Below are 18919 nucleotides of genomic sequence, written 5' to 3'. Positions count from 1 at the left end.
CGCCTGCACGATCTCGCCCATCGTCTGCCCGGCCTGGCCCACCAGCGCCGAGCCGTTGTCCACCCGCGCCACCGTATCGCCGATCAGACCCTTGATCTCCTTGGCCGCATTGGCACTGCGCTGCGCCAGGCTGCGCACCTCGCCGGCCACCACCGCGAAGCCGCGGCCCTGCTCGCCGGCTCGCGCCGCTTCCACCGCCGCGTTCAGCGCCAGGATGTTGGTCTGGAACGCGATGCCCTCGATCACGCCGATGATGTCGACGATCTTCTTCGAGGCGCCGTTGATCTCGTCCATGGTCTGCACCACGCGGCCCACCACCTCGCCGCCCTTGACCGCGGTCTCGGAGGCATTGGCCGCCAGCCCGCTGGCCTGGCGTGCGTTGTCGGCGTTCTGGCGCACCGTGCCGGTCAGCTCTTCCATGCTCGACGCCGTCTCTTCCAGCGAGGCCGCCTGCTGCTCGGTGCGCTGCGACAGGTCGTTGTTGCCCGCGGCTACCTGGCGTGTCGCCGTGGCGATCGCGCTCATGCCTTCCTGGATTTCATGAACGACGGACAGCAGGCTGCGCTGCATGGTCTGCATCGCCCTGGCGAGCGCGCCGATCTCGTCGTTGCTGGAGAACTCGTAGCGGGTGGCCAGGTCGCCTGCGCCCAGGCGCAGCGCGAAGTCCAGCATCTCGCGCATCGGCCGATGCACCATGGCCAGCAGCGCCCCGCCGGTGGCCATCGCCGACAGGCCGGCCAGCACGAAGCCGCCCCACAGCCACGGCCGCAGTGCCGCGCACGTCTGCGGTTCGGCCAGCAGTTCGAAGGCGACCAGCGCGGCGAGGAACCATGCCAGGCCCACGCCCTGCGACAGCATGATGCGGCCGCGCAAACCCAGCCGGCGCAGGCCGTCGATCCAGCCCAGCGGCCCGCGGCGGACCACCATGCCCTCGCGGATGCGGATGCCGCCGGCGTTGCCCGAGCGGATGCGCGCATACGCGGCCTGCGCCGCCTCGATCTGCTCGGCGCTCGCCATCGACCGCACCGAGGTATAGCCGACGGTCTGGCCGTCGACGCGGGTCGGCGTCACCGTCGCGCTGACCCAGTAGTAGTCGCCGTTCTTGCGGCGGTTCTTGACCAGCCCGACCCACGAGCGGCCCGCCTGCAGCGTGCGCCACAGATCCTCGAAGGCCTCGGGCGGCATGTCGGGATGGCGCACCAGGTTGTGCGGCGCGCCGAGCAGTTCCTCGGCGGTGAAACCGCTGACCTCGATGAACGCGCGGTTGGCGAAGGTGATGCGGCCCTTCAGGTCGGTGCGCGAGATCAGGTAATCGTTCGGCGCGAGCTTGTATTCGCGCGCGGTGACAGGCTGGTTGTTTCTCATGACGTGGTGCTGCTGGAATTCGTTCGGGGCGCGCGCCTCAGGCCGCCGCGGCGGCTTCGATCGCGGCCAGTTCCTCGGTCGCCAGCAGCTTCTCGATATCGACCAGGATCAGCATGCGGTCCTCGATGGAGCCCAGGCCGCGGATGTATTCGGTGTCGAGGTTGCCGGAGAACTGCGGCGTGGGCTTGATCTGGGCGGGGGTCAGCGTCAGCACGTCGGAGACGCCGTCGACGACGATGCCGGTGGTCCGATGGTTCAGGTCGACGATGATGACGACCGTGTACTGGTCGTAGCTGATCTTCTGCTGCTGGAATTTGATGCGCAGGTCGACGATCGGCACGATGATGCCGCGCAGGTTGATCACGCCCTTCAGATAGGCCGGCGCGTTGGCGATCTGCGTGACCGCCTCGTAGCCGCGGATTTCCTGCACCTTGAGGATGTCGACGCCGTATTCCTCGCGACCCAGCGTAAAGGCGAGAAACTCCTCGCCGCTTCCTTCGGTCTTGCTGCTGAGATTCATCTTGCGCTCCCGCTCCCCGGTTGTGGCCGTCGTTGCACGCTGGCGGAGTGCACCCCAACCGGCCCGACTGCCTTTTTTGGCGACTGCAACTGCATGGCGATGGCGCCGCGATGGCGCGGCCACTGGCCGCGCCCGCGAACGGCGCGCCTCGCCCCTTGCTGGTTATCGGCAGTTCCGATGCGCGGCTGAAGGGTCGGAAGCAGCCGGCATTACCCCTCTTCGGAGGGGGATAGCAGCGCGGCGACCGACTGCATCAGCTGGTCGGGATCGAAGGGCTTGGGCAGGAAGCCGCTGGCGCCGGCCTCGCGGGCCTGGGCGCGGATCTGGCCGTCGGCCTCGGTCGTCAGCATCAGGATCGGCATCGCGGCATAGCGCGGCGTGGCGCGCAGCCGGCGGATCAGCGTCAGGCCGTCCATGCCGGGCATCACCTGGTCGGTGACCAGCATGCCGAACGGCTGCGCCTGCGGTGCGGCCTCGGCCGCCGCGTGCGCCTCGTCGCCGTCGGCTGCCTCGGCGACGTCGTAGCCGCCGGCGCGCAGGCAGGCGGCGATCATGCGACGCAGGGAAGGCGAATCGTCGACGACAAGAATGCGTTGAGCTGGCATGGCGGCTACCTCGAAACGGCGGCGGATCGGCCGGCAGGCGGCGTGGGGCGATCCGTGTTCTGTGCTGGTCGGCGCCGGCCCCTGCCGGCGCATCGCTGCGGCGCGTGCCGCCATATCGGACCGGAATCGGTCCCATACCGCGACGCTGTGCGCCAATCAGGCTTATCGGCGGGCGGGCGTGCTTCCTTTAGCGGGTGTGTTGCGGGGGCGGGGCGATCTTGGCGCGCAGCGTTGAACGGCGCGGCGGGCAATCGACGCGGGCGCTCAGCGGGGCGGAGCGTTGTCGGCGCGGGCTCAGCGGGGCGCAGCGTTGTCGGCGCGGACGTTCAGCGGGGCGGAGGGTTGTCGGCGCTGGCGGTCAGCGGCGGGGGCTGGACAGCAGGTCGGCGAAGCCGCTCGCTTCCATCGGACGGGCCAGCAGATAACCCTGGACTTCGTCGCAGCCCATGCGCGCCAGGATGTCGAGCTGGGCCTGCGATTCGACGCCTTCGGCCACCACGCGCATGCGCAGCTCGTGCGCCAGCGCCACCATCGAACCGACGATGGCGCGGCCCTGCGGGTCCGACTCCAGGCCGCCGATCAGCGTACGGTCGATCTTCAGTGTGCCGACCCGCAGCCGTTTCAGATAGCCCAGGCTGGAATAGCCGCTGCCGAAGTCGTCCAGCGCGACGTGGATGCCGAGCGCCTGCAGTTCGGCCAGCGTCTCCAGCGATTGCGCGATGTCCTTCATCGCCGCCGTCTCGGTGATCTCGAGCGTGACGGCCGACGGCGGAATGTCGTGCTGGTGGATCTGCTCGAGCAGGTACTGCGGGAAATCGCGGCTGGCAAAACGCAGCCCGGACACGTTGATGGCGACCGGCACCACCGGCAGGCCGGCGTCCTGCCACTCGCGCACCTGGCGGCAGACACTGGCGATGACCCAGTCGTCGAGCTTGTCGATCTGCCCGGACTGCTCGGCCACCATGATGAATTCGGCCGGATTGACCGCGCCGAGCGTCGGATGGCGCCAGCGGCAGAGCGCCTCGGCGCCCACCACCGTGCGCGCGTCGACGTCGAACTTGGGCTGGTATTCGAGCGACAGGCCGTCGTCCTGGATCGCCAGCCACAGATCGCGGCGGATCACGCGCATGCGGCGCGCGCGCTCGCCCGCCGCGGAATTGAAGGTGCGCACCTGGTTCGAGCCGGACTCGCGCGCCTCGGACAGGCTGACGCGCGCGGCCTGCATCAGCGCCTCCGAGCTCTGCGCGTCGCGCGGATAGACCGCGATGCCGATATTGACGCCGATCTGCATCTGCAGGCCGCGCGCGGTGACGAACTCGGAGATCGAAGCCAGCACGCGCGAGCCGAGCTCGTGCGCGCGATTGGAGTTCAGCAGCGCCGGTACGCCGACCGCGAACTCGTCGCGGGCCAGCCGGGCCAGGAAGTCGTGCGGTTCGAGCGCGGCCTGGGCCAGCACGCTGGCGTCCTGCGCCAGGATGTCGTCGGCGCGCACCTCGAATACCTCGTCGACCTCGCGGAAGTCGGCAATATGGATCAGCAGCACGGCGCAACTGGTCTCGGCCAGGCGCGCATGCGCGATCGACTGGTCGAGCCAGCGCGCGAACGCGGCGCGATCGGGCACGTCGGTGGCCACGCTGTATTCGCCGACCGTCGCCTGGCCGCGCCCCACCGGGCGGACCGTCAGCCGGCCGGGGATGCGGCCATTGAGCCGGCGCACGATCCGCGCCGGCAATCCCGGCGGCGCGCTGCTGCGCTCGCCGTCGGGCTCGCCGGACTCGTTCAGCAGGACGTCGCGCTCGCGCTGCGGCGCCTGGCGGCGCTCCGACAGCCACAACAGAGCGAATGCCGCCGTGCCGAGCACGGCCAGGCCGAGGCCGAACCACGCCGGATGCAGCAGATTCATCGCCTCGATGCAGGCGGTGCGCGAGCTGGAACCGCCGCACTGGTGACCGAGCCCGATCCCGGCCGCGGCGATCACGCCGGCGCCGGCGAGCGTCGCCAGCATCGCGGCACCGCGCCAATACGCCAGCGCGCGGTGCAGCCATTGCGCCAGCACCGTCGTGGCGATACCGCCGACCAGTGCGGCCAGCGCCTGCGACCACTCCGCCGATCCCCGCACCGAACCGGACAGCAGCACGACCCAGGCCGGCAGGCCGACCGACGCCTGCGACATCAGTCCCGCGGTCAGGGCCATCATGCGGCCGGGCCATCCCGCTCCATCGCGGCCGCGGCCGGTAGCGCGAAGGCCGAGGCCGACGGCGATGCCGAGCAGGATGGCGAGCAGCAGAACGCTAAAACTCATATCGAAGGGGGCGCTGCGGAATGCGTGTGGGTGGTGCCGTCAGGCTCCGGCCGGGAGGCCGGTGACGGAAACCCCGTGGTATTGCGGAACCGCGTGAAGCGCGGCAAATCTTGGTGCGGGACCCGGGCGCACGGCCGGCGCGCCGGCTGCGATCGGCGGTCGGCTCGACACCGCCCGGGACGTTAGCACAGCCGCCGCGCGTAGTGCACGCAGCGTCACCTTATTGCAACGAGAGCCGCCTCGCGGAGTCGCCCGAAGCCCGGCTTCGCCGGCGCTGGCGGCAGGCCGCGCGGAGGCAATCGACGACGAAGACAAGACAAAGCGGCACAAGGACATGGGACGACTCGGATCGATCAGTAGCGGCGGACAGCCCGCCAACACGCCGGGCGACAGCCCATGCTGAGGGGATATCGACCGCTGGCGGGGATTACTTGAATCGGGGAATGGCCGTGGCGGCACCCGCAGGGATGCGGCACGCGACGCGCCAGGGCATGGAAACCCAACCACCACAACATCGCATCCGTTTTACCGCGCCATATTGCTCAAAACGAAAGCGGCAAGCGAAAGACCCGAAGCAAACGCCTCCACCAAGGCGGGCCAGCCACGCGGCAAACATGCGGAAATACGATCAAGACGGCTGGCGGTGACAGAGTGACCTCGAAAAAGTTCACCTTGAAAGGTTTCGTGATCGATTTTGTCAAAAATCGGTTTCAACCTGCGCCGGCATTTGCATCGCTAACGCAGGCCGTTATAATTCATGCCGTTCATCTCGCCCACCGTAATCAGAGGTCTCAAAATGGCAACCTATCAGGAAATCGTTCAGAAAATCAACGAATTGCAGAAGCAAGCCGAAGAGATCAAGGCACGAGAGCAAGCTGCGGTAATCGACGATATCCGCAAGAAAATCGAAGAATATGGCTTGACCGCAGAAGATCTGGGTTTTGGCAGCAAGGCGGTACCCAGCAAGAAAACCGCGCGCAAGGTGCCGGTCCGTTACCGCGACAGCGCCGGCAATACCTGGACCGGCCGCGGCAAGCGCCCGGGCTGGCTGACCCAGGCGCTGGCCTCCGGTAAATCGATCGACGACTTCCTGGTGCGATAAACGCAGCGCCTGCCGGGCGCCTCTCGGCGTCGCCGCGCCAGAGCGGAAGTCCTCACCGGGTTTCCCGGCAGCCGTGCGCAATAAAAAACCGGGCCCCTTCCCTTGGGGCCCGGTTTTTTTATGGTCACGACAATCCGCCAATCGCGGCGCGCCGGGCGAACGTCGGTGTCCGTGGCCACCGTCGCCGCCATCGACCATCGCGATCGTGAATCAGGACGCAAACCCCAACGGATTCATCGACTGCCAGCGCCACGAATCCGCGCACATCCGGTCCAGGTCATGGCGTGCCTGCCAGCCGAGCAGGCGCTGCGCCAATGCCGGATCCGCGTAGCACGAGGCAATATCGCCGGGGCGGCGCGCGACGATTTCATAGGGAATCGGTTTGCCGCTCGCGCGCCGATACGCCTCCACCACCTCCAGCACGCTATAACCGCGGCCGGTTCCCAGATTGACCGTCATCCCCTCGCCGCGCTCGTTCAAATAACGCAGCGCCGCCAGATGGCCGTCGGCCAGGTCGCAGACGTGAATGTAGTCGCGCACGCCGGTGCCATCCGCGGTCGGATAGTCGCCGCCGAACACCATCAGGCGCTCCCGGCGGCCGGCCGCCACCTGAGCCACATAGGGCATCAGATTGTTCGGCACGCCGCCCGGATCCTCGCCGATCAGGCCGCTTTCGTGTGCGCCGACCGGATTGAAATAGCGCAGATAGGCAATTCGCCAGTGCGGATCGGCGCGCTCGAGGTCGCGCAGGATCTGCTCGCCCATCAGCTTGGTCTGCCCGTAGGGATTGGTCGCCGACAGCGGAAATTCCTCGCGGATCGGCACCGTATGCGGATTGCCGTAGACAGTGGCCGAGGAACTGAATACCAGCGTCTTGACGTCGGCCGCCTGCATCGCCGCGCACAGCGTCAGCAGGCCATTCAGGTTGTTGTCGTAGTAGGCGAGCGGCTGCGCCACCGATTCGCCGACCGCCTTGAGCGCGGCGAAATGGATCGCGCCGCCGATCTTGCGCTCGGCGAACAGCCGGTCCAGCAGCGCGCGATCGCGCACGTCGCCCTCGACGAACTCCGGCGTCTTGCCGGAAATGGTGGCGATCCGTTCGACCACCGCGCGATTGCTGTTCGACAGGTTGTCCAGGCCGACCACGTCGTAGCCGGCCGCGAGCAGTGCAACCCAGGTATGCGAAGCGATATAGCCGGTGGCACCGGTCAGCAGCAGAGTGTCTGGCATCGTGAACTTGATCGATTGAGAAGGCGGACGGCGCCGGGCCGCCACGGTCAGGGGCGTTATGGTAACCCGGCCGGCGATTCGGCCCCGGCAGCGGCGGCGAGCTGGCCGCTGCGGGCCTGCCAGGCGGTGTAGGCGGCGTGCAGCCGCCAGCCGGACTCCAGATCGCGCATGCCCAGATACTGGGCGACTGCCGCCGGCTCGGCGCCGGCCTCGAAATGCAGCGCGCCATAGGTATTGCGCAGCGTCTGCGGCGAGGCGCGCTCGGTGCGCCCGGCCAGCACGCCGGCCTCGTCCAGCAGCTGCTCGACCCGGCGATATAACGAGGCCGCGTGCAACGGCCGCCCGGCCGGCAGTGCGGGGAACACCAGCGTGCCCAGCGTGCCGGCCAACGCGCGTACCGCGAGCCAGGCCAGCAGCGGCCGGCGGGCGAAGTCGAACACGGGGGCGCGATAGGTACGGCCGTTGTCGGTCCGGGTCAGGCGCAGTTCGCTGGCGTCGGCCGCGATGCTGTCGAGCCGCAGCGCGCGCACCTCACCGACCTTGAGGCCGGCGCCCAGCATCGCGGCGACCACGGCGATGTCGCGCGCGCGTTTCCAGGCGGTCGGGCTTGGCGTGGCATCGCGGTCCGGCAGCGTGACCGGTTCCAGTACCCGCGCCACCAGGGCATCGCATTCGGCGGGCAGCAGGAAGGGCGTCGGATCGTTGTCGCCGTCGGCCAGATGGGCGCGCACCGCCTGGCTGCCGGGGTTATGCAGGCCCGCCTGCTGCAGCGACAGGTAATGAAAGACGCGCTCGATCAGCCGCGTATAGCGATAGCGATGGCGCTTGTGCAGCCCTTCCGCATCGAGAAAGGCGCCGATCTGCCCCGCCGACCACGACAGCGGCGCGACGCCATGCTCGCGCGACCAGCGCAGCAGCTTGCCCCACATCGCGCGATAGACCACCGCGGTGCCATGGCCGAAGCCATGGACCGCCAGCCAGCCGTCGAAGGCGCGCTCGGGATCGGCATGCCAGTCCGCCAGATTGCCTTCGAACAGATCGCGGCCCGTTCCGGCGGCCGGTCGAGGATCGTCGCTCACCTGCACTCCTGCTGATTCATTGGGCACATTGTAGACAAGGCGCCACCGCGCCCCCATCGCGCGGATGCGGGGCACCGTACGGTAATCGCCCGGCGGAAGCGTCACAGCGTGAGGTCGGAACCGGAACTGCTATTGAAAGCGCGCGAAGGCCATGCTAACTTTCGGCTCACTATGCAACTGGTTGCATAAACACCCGCATATCCATCCGCCGTTTCAACCCACTCATTCGAACCGAGGCCGCCATGTCCCTTCCTCCGCTCCTGCAACGCCTGCGCCTGCCGGTGGTGTGCTCGCCGCTGTTCATCATCTCCAACCCCGATCTGGTGATCGCACAGTGCAAGGCCGGCGTGGTCGGCTCCTTCCCGGCGCTGAACGCGCGGCCGGCCTCGCTGCTGGAGGAATGGCTGGACCGCATCACCACGGAGCTGGCCGAGCACGACGCGAAGCATCCGGACCGCCCGTCGGCGCCGTTCGCCGTCAACCAGATCGTCCACAAGTCGAACGACCGGCTCGAGCACGACCTGGAACTGTGCGTGCGCTACAAGGTGCCGATCGTGATCACCTCGCTGGGCGCGCGCGTCGAGGTCAACCAGGCGGTGCACTCGTACGGCGGCATCGTGCTGCACGACATCATCAACAACACGTTTGCCCACAAGGCGATCGACAAGGGCGCCGACGGACTGATCGCCGTGGCAGCGGGCGCCGGCGGCCATGCCGGCACGCAGTCGCCGTTCGCCCTGCTGCATGAGATCCGGGAGTGGTTCGACGGCCCGCTGCTGCTGTCGGGCGCGATCGCCAGCGGCAACGGCATCCTGGCGGCCCAGGCCGCCGGCGCCGACCTGGCATATATCGGCTCGGCGTTTATCGCGACCGAGGAAGCCAACGCGCAGCCAGCCTACAAGCAGATGATCGTGGACAGCACCGCCGGCGATATCGTCTATTCGAACCTGTTCACCGGCGTGCACGGCAACTATCTGCGCCAGAGCATCGTCAACGCCGGTCTCGATCCGGAAGCCCTGCCCGCCTCCGATCCGACCGCGATGAACTTCGGCTCGAACCGCGTCAAGCCGTGGAAGGACATCTGGGGCGCCGGCCAGGGTGTCGGCGCGATCAAGCGCGTGGTACCCGCCGCCGACCTGGTGGACCGCTTCGCCGAGGAATACGCGCTGGCCCGCCGCCGGCTCGGGCTGGCGGAGGCCGGCGCTGCGGCGAGCGTGCGGGACCTGGTGTAACGAAGAAACGAAGCGCCGCCGGGGCGGGCTACCGTCCGCCCTCCGGCTCCAGCAGCGGCAGCACCGCCGTGCCCCACGCCACCCAATCCTCCTCGTAGCGGATCCCGCGCCGCAGCAGCGCATGCCGCAGCTGTTGCGCGCGATCCGGTCGCGGGTCGGCGAAGTCGCGCTGCTCGATCGCGCGGTAGGTCGCCAGGCGCTCCTCGTGCAGCGCGATCATGCGCCGCATCTCGTCGCCCAGGCCGAGCGGGCCGGCCACCGCATCGGCGCGCAGCTTGACCAGGATCTCGTCGCGCTGGTCCAGCCCGGCCGTCGGCGACAACACCCAGCGCACCAGTTCCTCCCGCCCTGCCGGCAGCACGCGATAGACCTTCTTGCGGCTGCGCGCATCCCCTTCGTCATCCTGCGCGGCGATCCAGCCGCGTTCGGCCATGCGGCCCAGCTCGCGATAGATCTGCTGGTGAGTGGCATGCCAGAAATAGCCGATCGACTTGTCGAAGCGCCGCGCCAGTTCGTAGCCTGACGAGGGCTTCTCCATCAACGAGGTCAGAAGGGCGTGCTGGATCGACATGCGGGCGACGGGGCGGGAGGCACGCCGGGGAGGCGCGCAAAGCACCAATGGTAGCGCAATGAGGCGGCGTGCAAGCCATCGGCTGGGCCTTGCACCCTATTGCTCGCAATATGACAAATCGAGCCGGTGGCTAGGCCAGAATTAAAAAAGGCGAAATAGCTATTCAGCGGGCGCTGCAATACATTGGAAACAAAGTCGCATTCGATCAGGAACAGCCGCCATGCCCGGACCGTACGATCTCGCCGAGGAGCGCGATATCCCATGGGAAGGCGACGGACCCTCCGCAGTGGAAGGCCGGTCCGCCGGCGCCCAGTCCAGCGCCATTTACTACCGCCTGCCGGACACCCCGGTGGGCCATCACATCAAGGAGTATCCCAGCGGGCTACGCCAGTTGGTCCGCTTTGTCGGCGTCGAGGAGCAGGTGGTCAAGGTCAGCCTGAACTGAGGCGCGGACCCGTTCCCAGACCCTCCGCATACTCGATGCCCCGCGCCGAGGCAGCCGCTGCCGCGGCGCCCCACGATGTCTCCTCCTGCCCGGGTGGGCCGGAACTGAGCTCGCTGCCAGTCGCGAGCTCTTTTTTTGCCGGCGCCGTGCACCGGTAGTCAGCGCCGCACTCGGCGCCGCATTCAGTGCCGCATTCCCGGAAGTGTGCCCTGCTGACATTGATCCAGAACGCCTTGCCGGCCATGAAAAAAGCCGGCCCGAAGGCCGGCTCTTCCGTCGTTGCGCCTCGCGCGCGTGGCGCGCGACGCCCGACTACCATCAGTCCACGGTCGCGCCCGAGGCCTTGACGACCTTCGCCCACTTGGCGGCTTCGGTCTTCATGAAGGCCGCCAGTTGCTCCGGCTTCTCGGGGTTGGGCTCGGCACCCTGACCCGCCATCTGCTTCTGCACGTCCGGCATGGCCAGGATCTTGACCACTTCGGCGTTCAGGCGATCGATGATGGGCTTGGGCGTGCCGCCGGTGGCATACAGCGCGAACCACGAGGTCGCTTCATAGCCCGGCACGCCGGCTTCGGCGACGGTCGGCACGTCCGGCAGCGCCGGCGAGCGCTTGGCCGAGGTCACGGCCAGCGGACGCAGCTTGCCGGCCTTCACGTGCTGGTACGACGACGGCAGGTTGTCGAACATCAGGCCGATCTGGTTGCCCAGCAGATCGTTGACCGCCGGGGCGCTGCCCTTGTACGGCACGTGCTGGATGTTCAGGCCGGTCATCGAATTGAACAGTTCACCCGACAGATGCATCGACGAGCCGTTGCCCGACGAGCCGTAGCTGATCTTGTTCGGATTGGCCTTCACGTAGGCGATCAGTTCCTTGATGCTCTTGGCGGGCACGTTGGGGTTGACCACCACCAGGTTCGGCACCATCGCGACACGGGTGATCGGCGCGAAGTCCTTGACCGGGTCGTACGGCAGCTTCGAGTACAGCGACTGGTTGATCGCGTGGGTGCCGATGGTGCCCATGAACAGCGTGTAGCCGTCGCCCTGCGCCTTGGCGGCGAGCGAGGCGCCGATATTGCCGCCCGCGCCCGGACGGTTTTCGATGACCACCGGCTGGCCGAGCGCCTTGCCCAGCTGCAGGCCGACGATGCGGGCCAGGATGTCGGTGGTACCGCCGGCCGAGAACGGCACGATCATCGTGATCGGCTTGGTCGGGTAGGTGTCCGCGAAGGCAGCGCCGGAGACGCCGGCGAACGTGGTGGCCAGCGCGACGCCGGCAGTCAGCAGGCGGCGACGCGCCTGCGACGGTTGCGACTTGAACTTCATCGTATGCTCCAGGGAGTTTCCTCGGTGGCCGTCCATGCGGGCCACGACTTGTAATAGGGGCCGCGCCTAGACCGGTGCGACGCCCAGCGTGGTACCGCCACAGACGTACAGCACCTGTCCGGTGACGAAACCGTTTTCGGGAGAGAGAAAGAACAGCGTGGCGCGCGCCACGTCTTCGGGCGTGCCCATGCGCTTGACCGCGATGCTGGCCAGGATGCGCTTCGTTTGTTCGCTGCCCTCGGGATTGCTGCGGCGGAACAGTTCGGTGGCGATCGGACCGGGCGCGACCGCGTTGACGGTGATGCCGTCGCCGCCGAGCTCCATCGCCAGCGTGCGCGTCATGCCGACCATGCCGGCCTTGGTGGCGGAGTACACCACGCGCTCGGGCTTGCCCAGCGCCGCGCGCGACGCCATGTTGACGATGCGGCCGAAGCCCGCGGCGCGCATCGCCGGCAGGCAGGCCTGCGTCAGCAGCAGGCTGGCCTGCAGATGCAGGCCGACCACGTAGTCGAGATCCTCGACGGTCGCGGTATCGGCGGTGCCGGGACGCGTCGCGCCGGCATTGTTGACCAGGCGCGTGATGGCGAATCGCGACGTCACCTCGGCGGCCGCCGCGCGCGTTGCCGCCGCGTCGGTCAGGTCCGCCTGGAAAAACGTCATGTTGGGATGCGACCAGCCCGGGGCGGCATAGTCGACATTGACGACGCGGGTCACGCCGTCGGCCAGCAGCATTTCGCTGATGGCGCGGCCGATGCCGGAACTGGCGCCGGTGACGAGCGTGGCTACGGGAAGAGACATCCGATTACTCCATGCCGGTACGGAACCGGTACTGCGAAGGTTCAGCAGAAATGCCGCGGAAGTTCAGCGGGAATGCAGCGGGGCATTCGGCGGTGAAGCTGGCGGTGCGTTTGCCGGTGAAGCCGGCCATGAAGCCGGCGACGAATTCACCGAACACCGCGGCGCTGGAACTGCCGCGCAAATTCGGGCGCAAAGAAAGCGTGCGGCGGACCGGCGAGCCAGTCGGCCCGGCCGCACCAACTGCGTTGGGAAATCTGTCGCAGCGCTGAGGGTCGGCGCCTGCCTTGGTCAACGGCAGGCGCCCCGCAAAACTTGAGCAGCGCGATCTCCCGCTCGGCGCTGGCTGACGCGGGCGCCGCTCAGACGCGCTCGATCACCATCGCGATGCCCTGGCCCACGCCGATGCACATCGTGCACAGCGCGAAGCGGCCGCCGGTGCGATGCAGCTGGTACATCGCGGTGGTGACCAGGCGCGCGCCGCTCATGCCGAGCGGGTGGCCCAGCGCGATCGCGCCGCCGTTCGGGTTGACGCGCGCATCGTCGTCGGCGACGCCGAGCTCGCGCAGCACCGCCAGGCCTTGCGCGGCGAACGCTTCGTTCAGCTCGATCACGTCGATCTGGTCCATCGTCATGCCCAGTTGCTTGAGCAGCTTCTGCGTGGCCGGCGCCGGGCCGATGCCCATCACGCGCGGCGCCACGCCGGCGGTGGCCATGCCGACGATGCGCGCCTTCGGCGTCAGGCCGTGCTGGCGCGCGGCGGCTTCGCTGGCGAGCAGCAGCGCGCAGGCGCCGTCATTGACGCCCGAGGCGTTGCCGGCCGTCACGGTGCCGTCCGGGCGCACCACGCCCTTGAGTTTGGCCAGCGCTTCCATGCTGGTCGCGCGCGGGTGCTCGTCGCGCTCGACGACGATCGGATCGCCCTTCTTCTGCGGAATCGTGACCGCGGTGATTTCCTGCGCCAGCGTGCCGTCGGCCTGCGCGCGCGAGGCCTTTTCCTGGCTGCGCAGCGCCATCAGGTCCTGGTCCTCGCGGCTGATCTTGTAGTCGGTGGCGACGTTTTCGGCGGTCTCGGGCATCGAGTCCACGCCGTACGCCGCACGCATCGCCGGGTTGATGAAGCGCCAGCCGATGGTGGTGTCGAAGATCTGCGCATCGCGCGAGAACGCGCTGGTGGCCTTGCCCATCACGAACGGGGCGCGGCTCATGCTCTCGACGCCGCCGGCAATCATCAGGCCCGCTTCGCCGGCGCGGATCGCACGCGCGGCCGTGCCGGTCGCGTCCATGCCCGAGCCGCACAGGCGGTTGATGGTGGCGCCCGGCACGCTCTGCGGCAGGCCTGCGAGCAGCAGCGACATGCGCGCGACGTTGCGGTTGTCTTCGCCCGCCTGGTTGGCGTTGCCGTAGATCACGTCGTCGATGGCGCTCCAGTCCAGGTTCGGATTGCGCGCCATCAGCGCCTTCAGCGGTACCGCGCCCAGGTCGTCCGCGCGCACCGCGGACAGGCTGCCGCCGTAGCGGCCGATGGGGGTGCGGATCGCGTCGCAGATAAAGGCTTCGGTCATGGTTGTCTCGTCCTTGGTTTCAGTGGTGGCGGCGGCGGTATCGGCAAGTGCGGGAAGTGCGATCCGTCGCCATCGGGGTCGGCGTCAGGCGGGCTGCGCCTGCTTCAGCGGCACGCCGGTCAGGCGCTGCAGTTCGTCGAACGACAGGCCTTCGACCAGGTCGCGGGCGACCAGGCCGTCGGGCGTCACGTCGATGGTGGCCAGATCGGTGTAGATGCGCGTCACGCAGCCGATGCCGGTCAGAGGATACGTGCATTCGGGCACGATCTTGCTCTCGCCCTGCTTGGTCAGGTGCTCCATCATGACGAACACCTGCTTGGCGCCGATCGCCAGGTCCATCGCGCCGCCCACGGCCGGGATCGCGCCCGGCGCGCCGGTGTGCCAGTTGGCCAGGTCGCCGGTCGCCGACACCTGGAAGGCGCCCAGCACGCAGTAGTCCAGATGGCCGCCGCGCATCATCGCGAACGAATCGGCGTGATGGAAATACGAGGCGCCGGGCTTGATGGTGACCGGCTGCTTGCCGGCATTGATCAGGTCGCCGTCTTCCTCGCCGGGCGCGGGGGCAGGCCCCATGCCCAGCAGGCCGTTCTCGCTGTGCAGCAGGATCTCGCGGTCGGCCGGCAGGTGGTTGCCGACCAGGGTGGGCAGGCCGATGCCGAGGTTGACCACGGCACCGTCGGGAATGTCTCGGGCCACGCGGGCGGCCATCTGATCGCGGGTCAGGCGTTGCATATCGCTTCTCTCTTCGATGCGGGTTGGCGTGCGCGGGTCAGGCGGCGTTGGTGGCGGCGTTGGCGACGGCATTCGCGTCGACCTTGACGACGCGCTTGACGAACAGGCTCGGCGTCACGATGTGCTCCGGGTCCAGCTCGCCCAGTTCCACCACATGGCTGACCTGCACGATCGCGCATTTGGCGGCCATCGCCATGATCGGGCCGAAGTTGCGCGCGGTCTTGCGATAGGTCAGGTTGCCCCAGCGGTCGGCGGTATCGGCCTTGATCAGCGCGAAGTCGGCGTGGATCGGCGTCTCGAACACATAGCCCTTGCCGTCGATGATGCGGGTTTCCTTGCCCTCGGCCAGCGGCGTGCCGTAGGCGGTGCGGGTGAAGAAGCCGCCGATGCCGGCGCCCGCCGCGCGGATGCGCTCGGCGAGGTTGCCCTGCGGCACCAGCTCCAGCTCGATCTGGCCTGCGTGGTACAGCGAATCGAACACGTAGGAATCGACCTGGCGCGGGAACGAGCAAATGATCTTGCGCACGCGCCTGGCCTTGAGCAGCGCGGCCAGGCCCGTTTCGCCGTTGCCGGCGTTGTTGTTGACGATGGTCAGGTCGCGCGCGCCCTGGGCGATCAGCGCATCGATGAGTTGCGCCGGCATGCCGGCCAGGCCAAAGCCGCCGATCATGATGGTCGCGCCGTCATGGATGTCGGCCACCGCCGATTCCACCGAGTCGAAGAGCTTGTTGATCAATTGCGTTCCAGTCGAGAAGGCCTGGCCGGACCGGCCGGAGCCCGCCGCCCGATGGTGTCGGGGGGCCGCTGGAAGCGTCGTCTCCGGAGGTTCTGCCTGGCGTGGTTCCGGGCGCGCCGTGGCGGCGCCCATAAAGGCCCTAGCAGTCAAACGATGGTCCGTCTTGCGGACTCTTGTTCTTGGGTGCCGATGTTCGCTCTACGAACTTCGATTCGCAGAATGAACATCGAATGCAGAGGTTACACCGGTGCTGTTGCGGGGTCAAGGCAGGGTCAAGGCAGGGTCAAGGCGGGGCCAAGGTAGGGCCTGTGGGGTCCGGGCCGAGCCATGGCCGGTCAGGTGAGACCAGCAGCGCCGGCGGCAGCGGGATGGGCGGGGGCGCGGCGCGCCTCTACGGCGGTCCGGCCGCAGCGATGACAACGAGAGGAACAACAAAAGGAACAACGAGAGACAGGGAGCAACCAGGGGGGCTGCCGCCGCGGCATGCGCGGCGCCAACCGTGCAACACGCTCACTCGACGCGGAAGCCGATCTTCAGCGTGACCTGGTAATGCGCGACCTGGCCATTGAGGATATGGCCTCGCATCTCGGCCACCTCGAACCAGTCCATGTTCTTGATAGTCTCCGACGCCTTGGCGAGCGCGCTGCGGATCGCGGCATCGGTGCCGTCGGGCGAGGTGCCGACGATTTCGACGAGCTTGTAGGTGTGATTCGACATCGCTTGCCTCCAGGGTTGGGCGCCAGCTTGTTCTGGCACCCGGGGGTGGGATCACCGGGCGTCGACGCATGCAACGCGCATCCGAGACGACGCGAGTTTCATCATAGGCAGCCGTGCTGCGCCGTTCCAGCCGCCTTGCCTTTGCTGGCTCCGGCTGCTAACTTCCCCGCCTTCGCAACGTTTCCATTTCGATTCGTTATCCGATTGGCTACTGTTTGCCGCGAGCGGCGCGCTCCGCGGCAACGCATTCACGCTGTCTCATGCCCTTTGTGTTTCGCGCGCCCGCCATCGTCGCCGGCGCCCTGTTGTCCGTTCTGCTTTCCTCTTCGATCCTGGCGCCCGCCGCTTCCGCACGCAGCCTGCCGCGCAGCGGCGAAGCGCCGATGGCCCTTGCCGACGGCGCGCGCAGCTTCGCCGACGGCGCCAATTACGCGCTGTGCTTCACGCCCGATGGGGAGAGCTGCCAGGCCATGCTGGTCGACGCGATCCGCAACGCGCGGCGCAGCGTGCTGGTGCAGGCCTACTCGTTCACCAGCAAGCCGATCGCCGAAGCGCTGATGCAGGCGCGCAAGCGCGGCGTCGACGTACGCGTGATCCTCGACAAGAGCCAGGTGTCCGAGCGCTATACCAGCGCCACCTTCCTGAAGCACCAGGGCATCGAGGTGGTGATCGACTCGCGCCCAGCCATCGCGCACAACAAGGTGATGATCTTCGATGGCGAGGCGGTCTTCACCGGCTCGTTCAACTTCACCAAATCGGCCGAGGAGCGCAACACCGAGAACGGCATCCTGATTCGCGGCGACGCGCGTCTGGTCAAGCGCTACGTCGACAACTGGCAGAGCCGGCATCGGCTGTCGCTGCCGTACTGAGCGGTCAGCGAGGCGAACGACGGCTACGGCAACGGAAGCCGCTGCCGCCGTCAATCGTTGTCCTCCGCCGCAGTGCCGCCGCGGCGTCCGCGCGAGCCGTACAGATCGGTTTCCTCGAGTCCGCGCTCGATATCTCGCGCGGCCTGCCGTCCCACCGGCCGGCTGCCGGTGTGCTGGCTCTGATGCGATTCGTCGCGCTCGTGCGGCAGTCGCGGCATCGGTTCGCCGCCGCCCTTCTGCGGCAGCGTCCCGGGGTCCGGCCGCGACTGGTCGGCCAGCGGTCCGGGACCCTCGCTGGTGCCCTGGGCGGTACGTTCGCGAGTCGTCTCGCCCTGCGGCCGTCCGGCTATCTGGCCCTGCCGCGGTTCGCGTTCCGGATGCGTGGGTTGCTTGGTCATACGGCCCTCCCCGTGATGATGGCGCGCCATGCCGGCGCGCGAATGTTGACCTTCGACGACATGCAAACGCCATACCTGCGTTGCGCGGCGCTCCCACCACCGGGGTGATGTCATGTTGCGGCGCGGTGGCACGCCCATTGCACGACACCAAGGCGCGGCATTTCGCCGCTGATGGAGACCAGCAATGAAACAGCAACAGCAACCGCAGGCGCAGCAAGGCGGCACCGAAAAGGGTGGCATGGGCCAGGGTGGCCAATCGTCTCAGCAGCATCAGCAGAGCGGCAGCCAGACCGGCCAGCAGGGCGGCATGGGCAACCAAAGCGGCCAGGGCGGTCAGCAACAGCAAGGCGGTCGCCAGAGCGGTCAGCAAGGCGGCATGGGCCAGAGCGAAGGCGGCATGGGTGGCATGGGCGGCCAGTCGCAGCAAAGCGGCGGTCAGGGCGGCCAAGCCGGCCAGGCTGGTCAAGGTGGCCAGCAGCAGCAAGGCGGCAGGCAGAGCGGCCAGCAGAGCGGCGGCATGGGCGGCCAGAGCGGCGGTCAGCAGCAACAGCAGTCCGGCACCAGCGGCCAGCCTGGCCAGCAGTCGTCGCAGGGCGGCCAGTCGGGCCAGTCGGGCCAAAATCGCGAGCGGTAAATGCCGAACATCGGCTGACACGCCGGTCATTCCGCGAACGCGGGAATCCAGCGTCGTTTGAACGCCGCTGGGTCTGCAGACGCGGGGACGACCGGCTCTGCTGACCAAGGGGCGCATGGGCGCCCCTTTTTTTTGCCCTCCACTTTTTTGCCGTCTTTTGTCGCTTGCCTTCCCTCCCCTTCTTACGACGCGTGAAAAATCGCCACGTCGTCGCTGTCGTCATTCGCTGACAACGCAATCCGTCGAACGCCGAGGCCGCGCTGCGCGCCAAGCCGACGCGTGGGCGCCGCCGTCGCTTCTACGCTGGTAAGCAGGAACGAATCAAGAACGCAGGAACGCGCGATCGGGCGCCTCGCCGCACGCCACAAGCCCGGCATCGCGTTCCAACTTCAGGGGAGCATGCGATGCAAGGCAAGACGACATCCCTGCGCGAGGCCGCGCAGAAATGGCTGCCACTGTCGGCCAGCCATCCCTGCCGGGTCACGCGTTTCGGACATACCGGCCGCCGCCGCGTGCCCTATGCGTGCATCGGCTTCGAGCGCGCGGGAAAACGGCTGTCGATCGTGTTCTTCCGTCATCGCGACGGCTCGTGGTACGTGTTTCCGCCGCTGCATTAGCGAAGACGCCGAAGCAGCGCCCTGTGGGACCCGCGGGGTCCTGATTGAAAACTGAAAACGACAGGAGCGCGACGGGCCTGCC

General features: G+C 68.0%; 21 protein-coding genes. 6 read left to right on the top strand and 15 right to left on the bottom strand.

Annotated elements, in window-relative coordinates:
- From K7G19_RS24475 to K7G19_RS24460, 4 genes are all read right to left on the bottom strand, one after another.
- A partial coding sequence (locus tag K7G19_RS24475; protein WP_226109565.1) for a PAS domain-containing methyl-accepting chemotaxis protein occupies window positions 1-1365 on the bottom strand: 1365 nt, incomplete at its 3' end.
- Window positions 1366-1402: 37 nt separating this feature from the next.
- Window positions 1403-1885 carry a chemotaxis protein CheW gene (locus tag K7G19_RS24470; protein WP_149320209.1) on the bottom strand — a complete coding sequence of 161 codons (483 nt, stop codon included), beginning with the start codon at window positions 1883-1885 and terminating at the stop codon, window positions 1403-1405.
- A gap of 209 nt (window positions 1886-2094) precedes the next feature.
- Complete coding sequence (locus K7G19_RS24465) at window positions 2095-2490, bottom strand: response regulator (protein WP_149320208.1); 396 nt, start codon at window positions 2488-2490, stop codon at window positions 2095-2097.
- Between the two features lie 358 nt (window positions 2491-2848).
- Window positions 2849-4792 carry a bifunctional diguanylate cyclase/phosphodiesterase gene (locus K7G19_RS24460; RefSeq protein ID WP_226109564.1) on the bottom strand — a complete coding sequence of 648 codons (1944 nt, stop codon included), beginning with the start codon at window positions 4790-4792 and terminating at the stop codon, window positions 2849-2851.
- A gap of 796 nt (window positions 4793-5588) precedes the next feature.
- Between K7G19_RS24460 and K7G19_RS24455 the strand changes: the two genes are divergently transcribed.
- Window positions 5589-5894 carry an H-NS family nucleoid-associated regulatory protein gene (locus K7G19_RS24455; RefSeq protein ID WP_149320206.1) on the top strand — a complete coding sequence of 102 codons (306 nt, stop codon included), beginning with the start codon at window positions 5589-5591 and terminating at the stop codon, window positions 5892-5894.
- 210 nt (window positions 5895-6104) lie between these two features.
- On the opposite strand, the gene galE is transcribed toward K7G19_RS24455, so the two are convergent.
- Both galE and K7G19_RS24445 read right to left on the bottom strand, forming a co-directional pair.
- Window positions 6105-7124: a UDP-glucose 4-epimerase GalE gene (gene galE / locus K7G19_RS24450; RefSeq protein ID WP_149320205.1), complete on the bottom strand. Its 1020-nt coding sequence runs from the start codon at window positions 7122-7124 to the stop codon at window positions 6105-6107.
- Window positions 7125-7180: 56 nt separating this feature from the next.
- Window positions 7181-8203 (bottom strand): tyrosine-type recombinase/integrase, encoded by a 1023-nt coding sequence (locus K7G19_RS24445; RefSeq protein ID WP_226109562.1) that lies wholly within the window; start codon window positions 8201-8203, stop codon window positions 7181-7183.
- Between the two features lie 242 nt (window positions 8204-8445).
- Here K7G19_RS24445 and K7G19_RS24440 point away from each other — a divergent pair, with 242 nt between their 5' ends.
- On the top strand, window positions 8446-9435 hold the full coding sequence (locus tag K7G19_RS24440; RefSeq protein WP_149320204.1) for a nitronate monooxygenase family protein: 990 nt from the start codon (window positions 8446-8448) through the stop codon (window positions 9433-9435).
- 28 nt (window positions 9436-9463) lie between these two features.
- Here the strand turns inward: K7G19_RS24440 and K7G19_RS24435 are convergent, their stop codons facing one another.
- Window positions 9464-10006 (bottom strand): PadR family transcriptional regulator, encoded by a 543-nt coding sequence (locus K7G19_RS24435; protein ID WP_149320203.1) that lies wholly within the window; start codon window positions 10004-10006, stop codon window positions 9464-9466.
- Window positions 10007-10226: 220 nt separating this feature from the next.
- Between K7G19_RS24435 and K7G19_RS24430 the strand changes: the two genes are divergently transcribed.
- A complete protein-coding gene (locus K7G19_RS24430) occupies window positions 10227-10451 on the top strand; it encodes a hypothetical protein (RefSeq protein WP_149320202.1) in 225 nt (74 codons plus the stop codon).
- Between the two features lie 318 nt (window positions 10452-10769).
- Here the strand turns inward: K7G19_RS24430 and K7G19_RS24425 are convergent, their stop codons facing one another.
- From K7G19_RS24425 to K7G19_RS24395, 7 genes are all read right to left on the bottom strand, one after another.
- Complete coding sequence (locus tag K7G19_RS24425; RefSeq protein ID WP_149320201.1) at window positions 10770-11774, bottom strand: tripartite tricarboxylate transporter substrate binding protein; 1005 nt, start codon at window positions 11772-11774, stop codon at window positions 10770-10772.
- Between the two features lie 66 nt (window positions 11775-11840).
- Window positions 11841-12572, bottom strand: a complete 732-nt coding sequence (locus tag K7G19_RS24420) for an SDR family NAD(P)-dependent oxidoreductase (protein WP_149320200.1) — start codon at window positions 12570-12572, stop codon at window positions 11841-11843.
- Between the two features lie 4 nt (window positions 12573-12576).
- Window positions 12577-12864: a hypothetical protein gene (locus tag K7G19_RS24415; RefSeq protein ID WP_150083705.1), complete on the bottom strand. Its 288-nt coding sequence runs from the start codon at window positions 12862-12864 to the stop codon at window positions 12577-12579.
- A gap of 67 nt (window positions 12865-12931) precedes the next feature.
- The gene (gene pcaF / locus K7G19_RS24410) at window positions 12932-14134 is read right to left on the bottom strand and encodes a 3-oxoadipyl-CoA thiolase (RefSeq protein WP_149320198.1); all 1203 of its coding nucleotides are present in this window, start codon (window positions 14132-14134) and stop codon (window positions 12932-12934) included.
- 84 nt (window positions 14135-14218) lie between these two features.
- A complete protein-coding gene (locus tag K7G19_RS24405; RefSeq protein ID WP_149320197.1) occupies window positions 14219-14866 on the bottom strand; it encodes a CoA transferase subunit B in 648 nt (215 codons plus the stop codon).
- Between the two features lie 37 nt (window positions 14867-14903).
- Entirely contained in the window at window positions 14904-15602 is a 699-nt protein-coding gene (locus tag K7G19_RS24400; RefSeq protein ID WP_150083706.1) for a 3-oxoacid CoA-transferase subunit A, read from the bottom strand.
- Window positions 15603-16112: 510 nt separating this feature from the next.
- A complete protein-coding gene (locus K7G19_RS24395) occupies window positions 16113-16319 on the bottom strand; it encodes a dodecin (protein ID WP_149320195.1) in 207 nt (68 codons plus the stop codon).
- 260 nt (window positions 16320-16579) lie between these two features.
- On the opposite strand from K7G19_RS24395, the gene K7G19_RS24390 reads away from it, so the two are divergent.
- Window positions 16580-17188 carry a phospholipase D family protein gene (locus K7G19_RS24390; protein ID WP_149320194.1) on the top strand — a complete coding sequence of 203 codons (609 nt, stop codon included), beginning with the start codon at window positions 16580-16582 and terminating at the stop codon, window positions 17186-17188.
- A gap of 50 nt (window positions 17189-17238) precedes the next feature.
- On the opposite strand, the gene K7G19_RS24385 is transcribed toward K7G19_RS24390, so the two are convergent.
- Window positions 17239-17586, bottom strand: a complete 348-nt coding sequence (locus K7G19_RS24385) for a hypothetical protein (RefSeq protein ID WP_226109560.1) — start codon at window positions 17584-17586, stop codon at window positions 17239-17241.
- Window positions 17587-17770: 184 nt separating this feature from the next.
- On the opposite strand from K7G19_RS24385, the gene K7G19_RS24380 reads away from it, so the two are divergent.
- Window positions 17771-18220: a hypothetical protein gene (locus tag K7G19_RS24380; protein WP_226109558.1), complete on the top strand. Its 450-nt coding sequence runs from the start codon at window positions 17771-17773 to the stop codon at window positions 18218-18220.
- A gap of 404 nt (window positions 18221-18624) precedes the next feature.
- Window positions 18625-18837, top strand: coding sequence for a hypothetical protein (locus K7G19_RS24375; protein WP_226109555.1), 213 nt, complete (start codon window positions 18625-18627; stop codon window positions 18835-18837).
- Window positions 18838-18919 lie beyond the last annotated feature (82 nt).

This window comes from Cupriavidus sp. DB3, assembly GCF_020418465.1.
In the GTDB taxonomy this organism is placed as follows: domain Bacteria; phylum Pseudomonadota; class Gammaproteobacteria; order Burkholderiales; family Burkholderiaceae; genus Cupriavidus; species Cupriavidus cauae.
The sequence above is the reverse complement of the archived record's forward strand: the minus strand, read 5'-3'. Positions and strand labels throughout refer to the sequence as shown.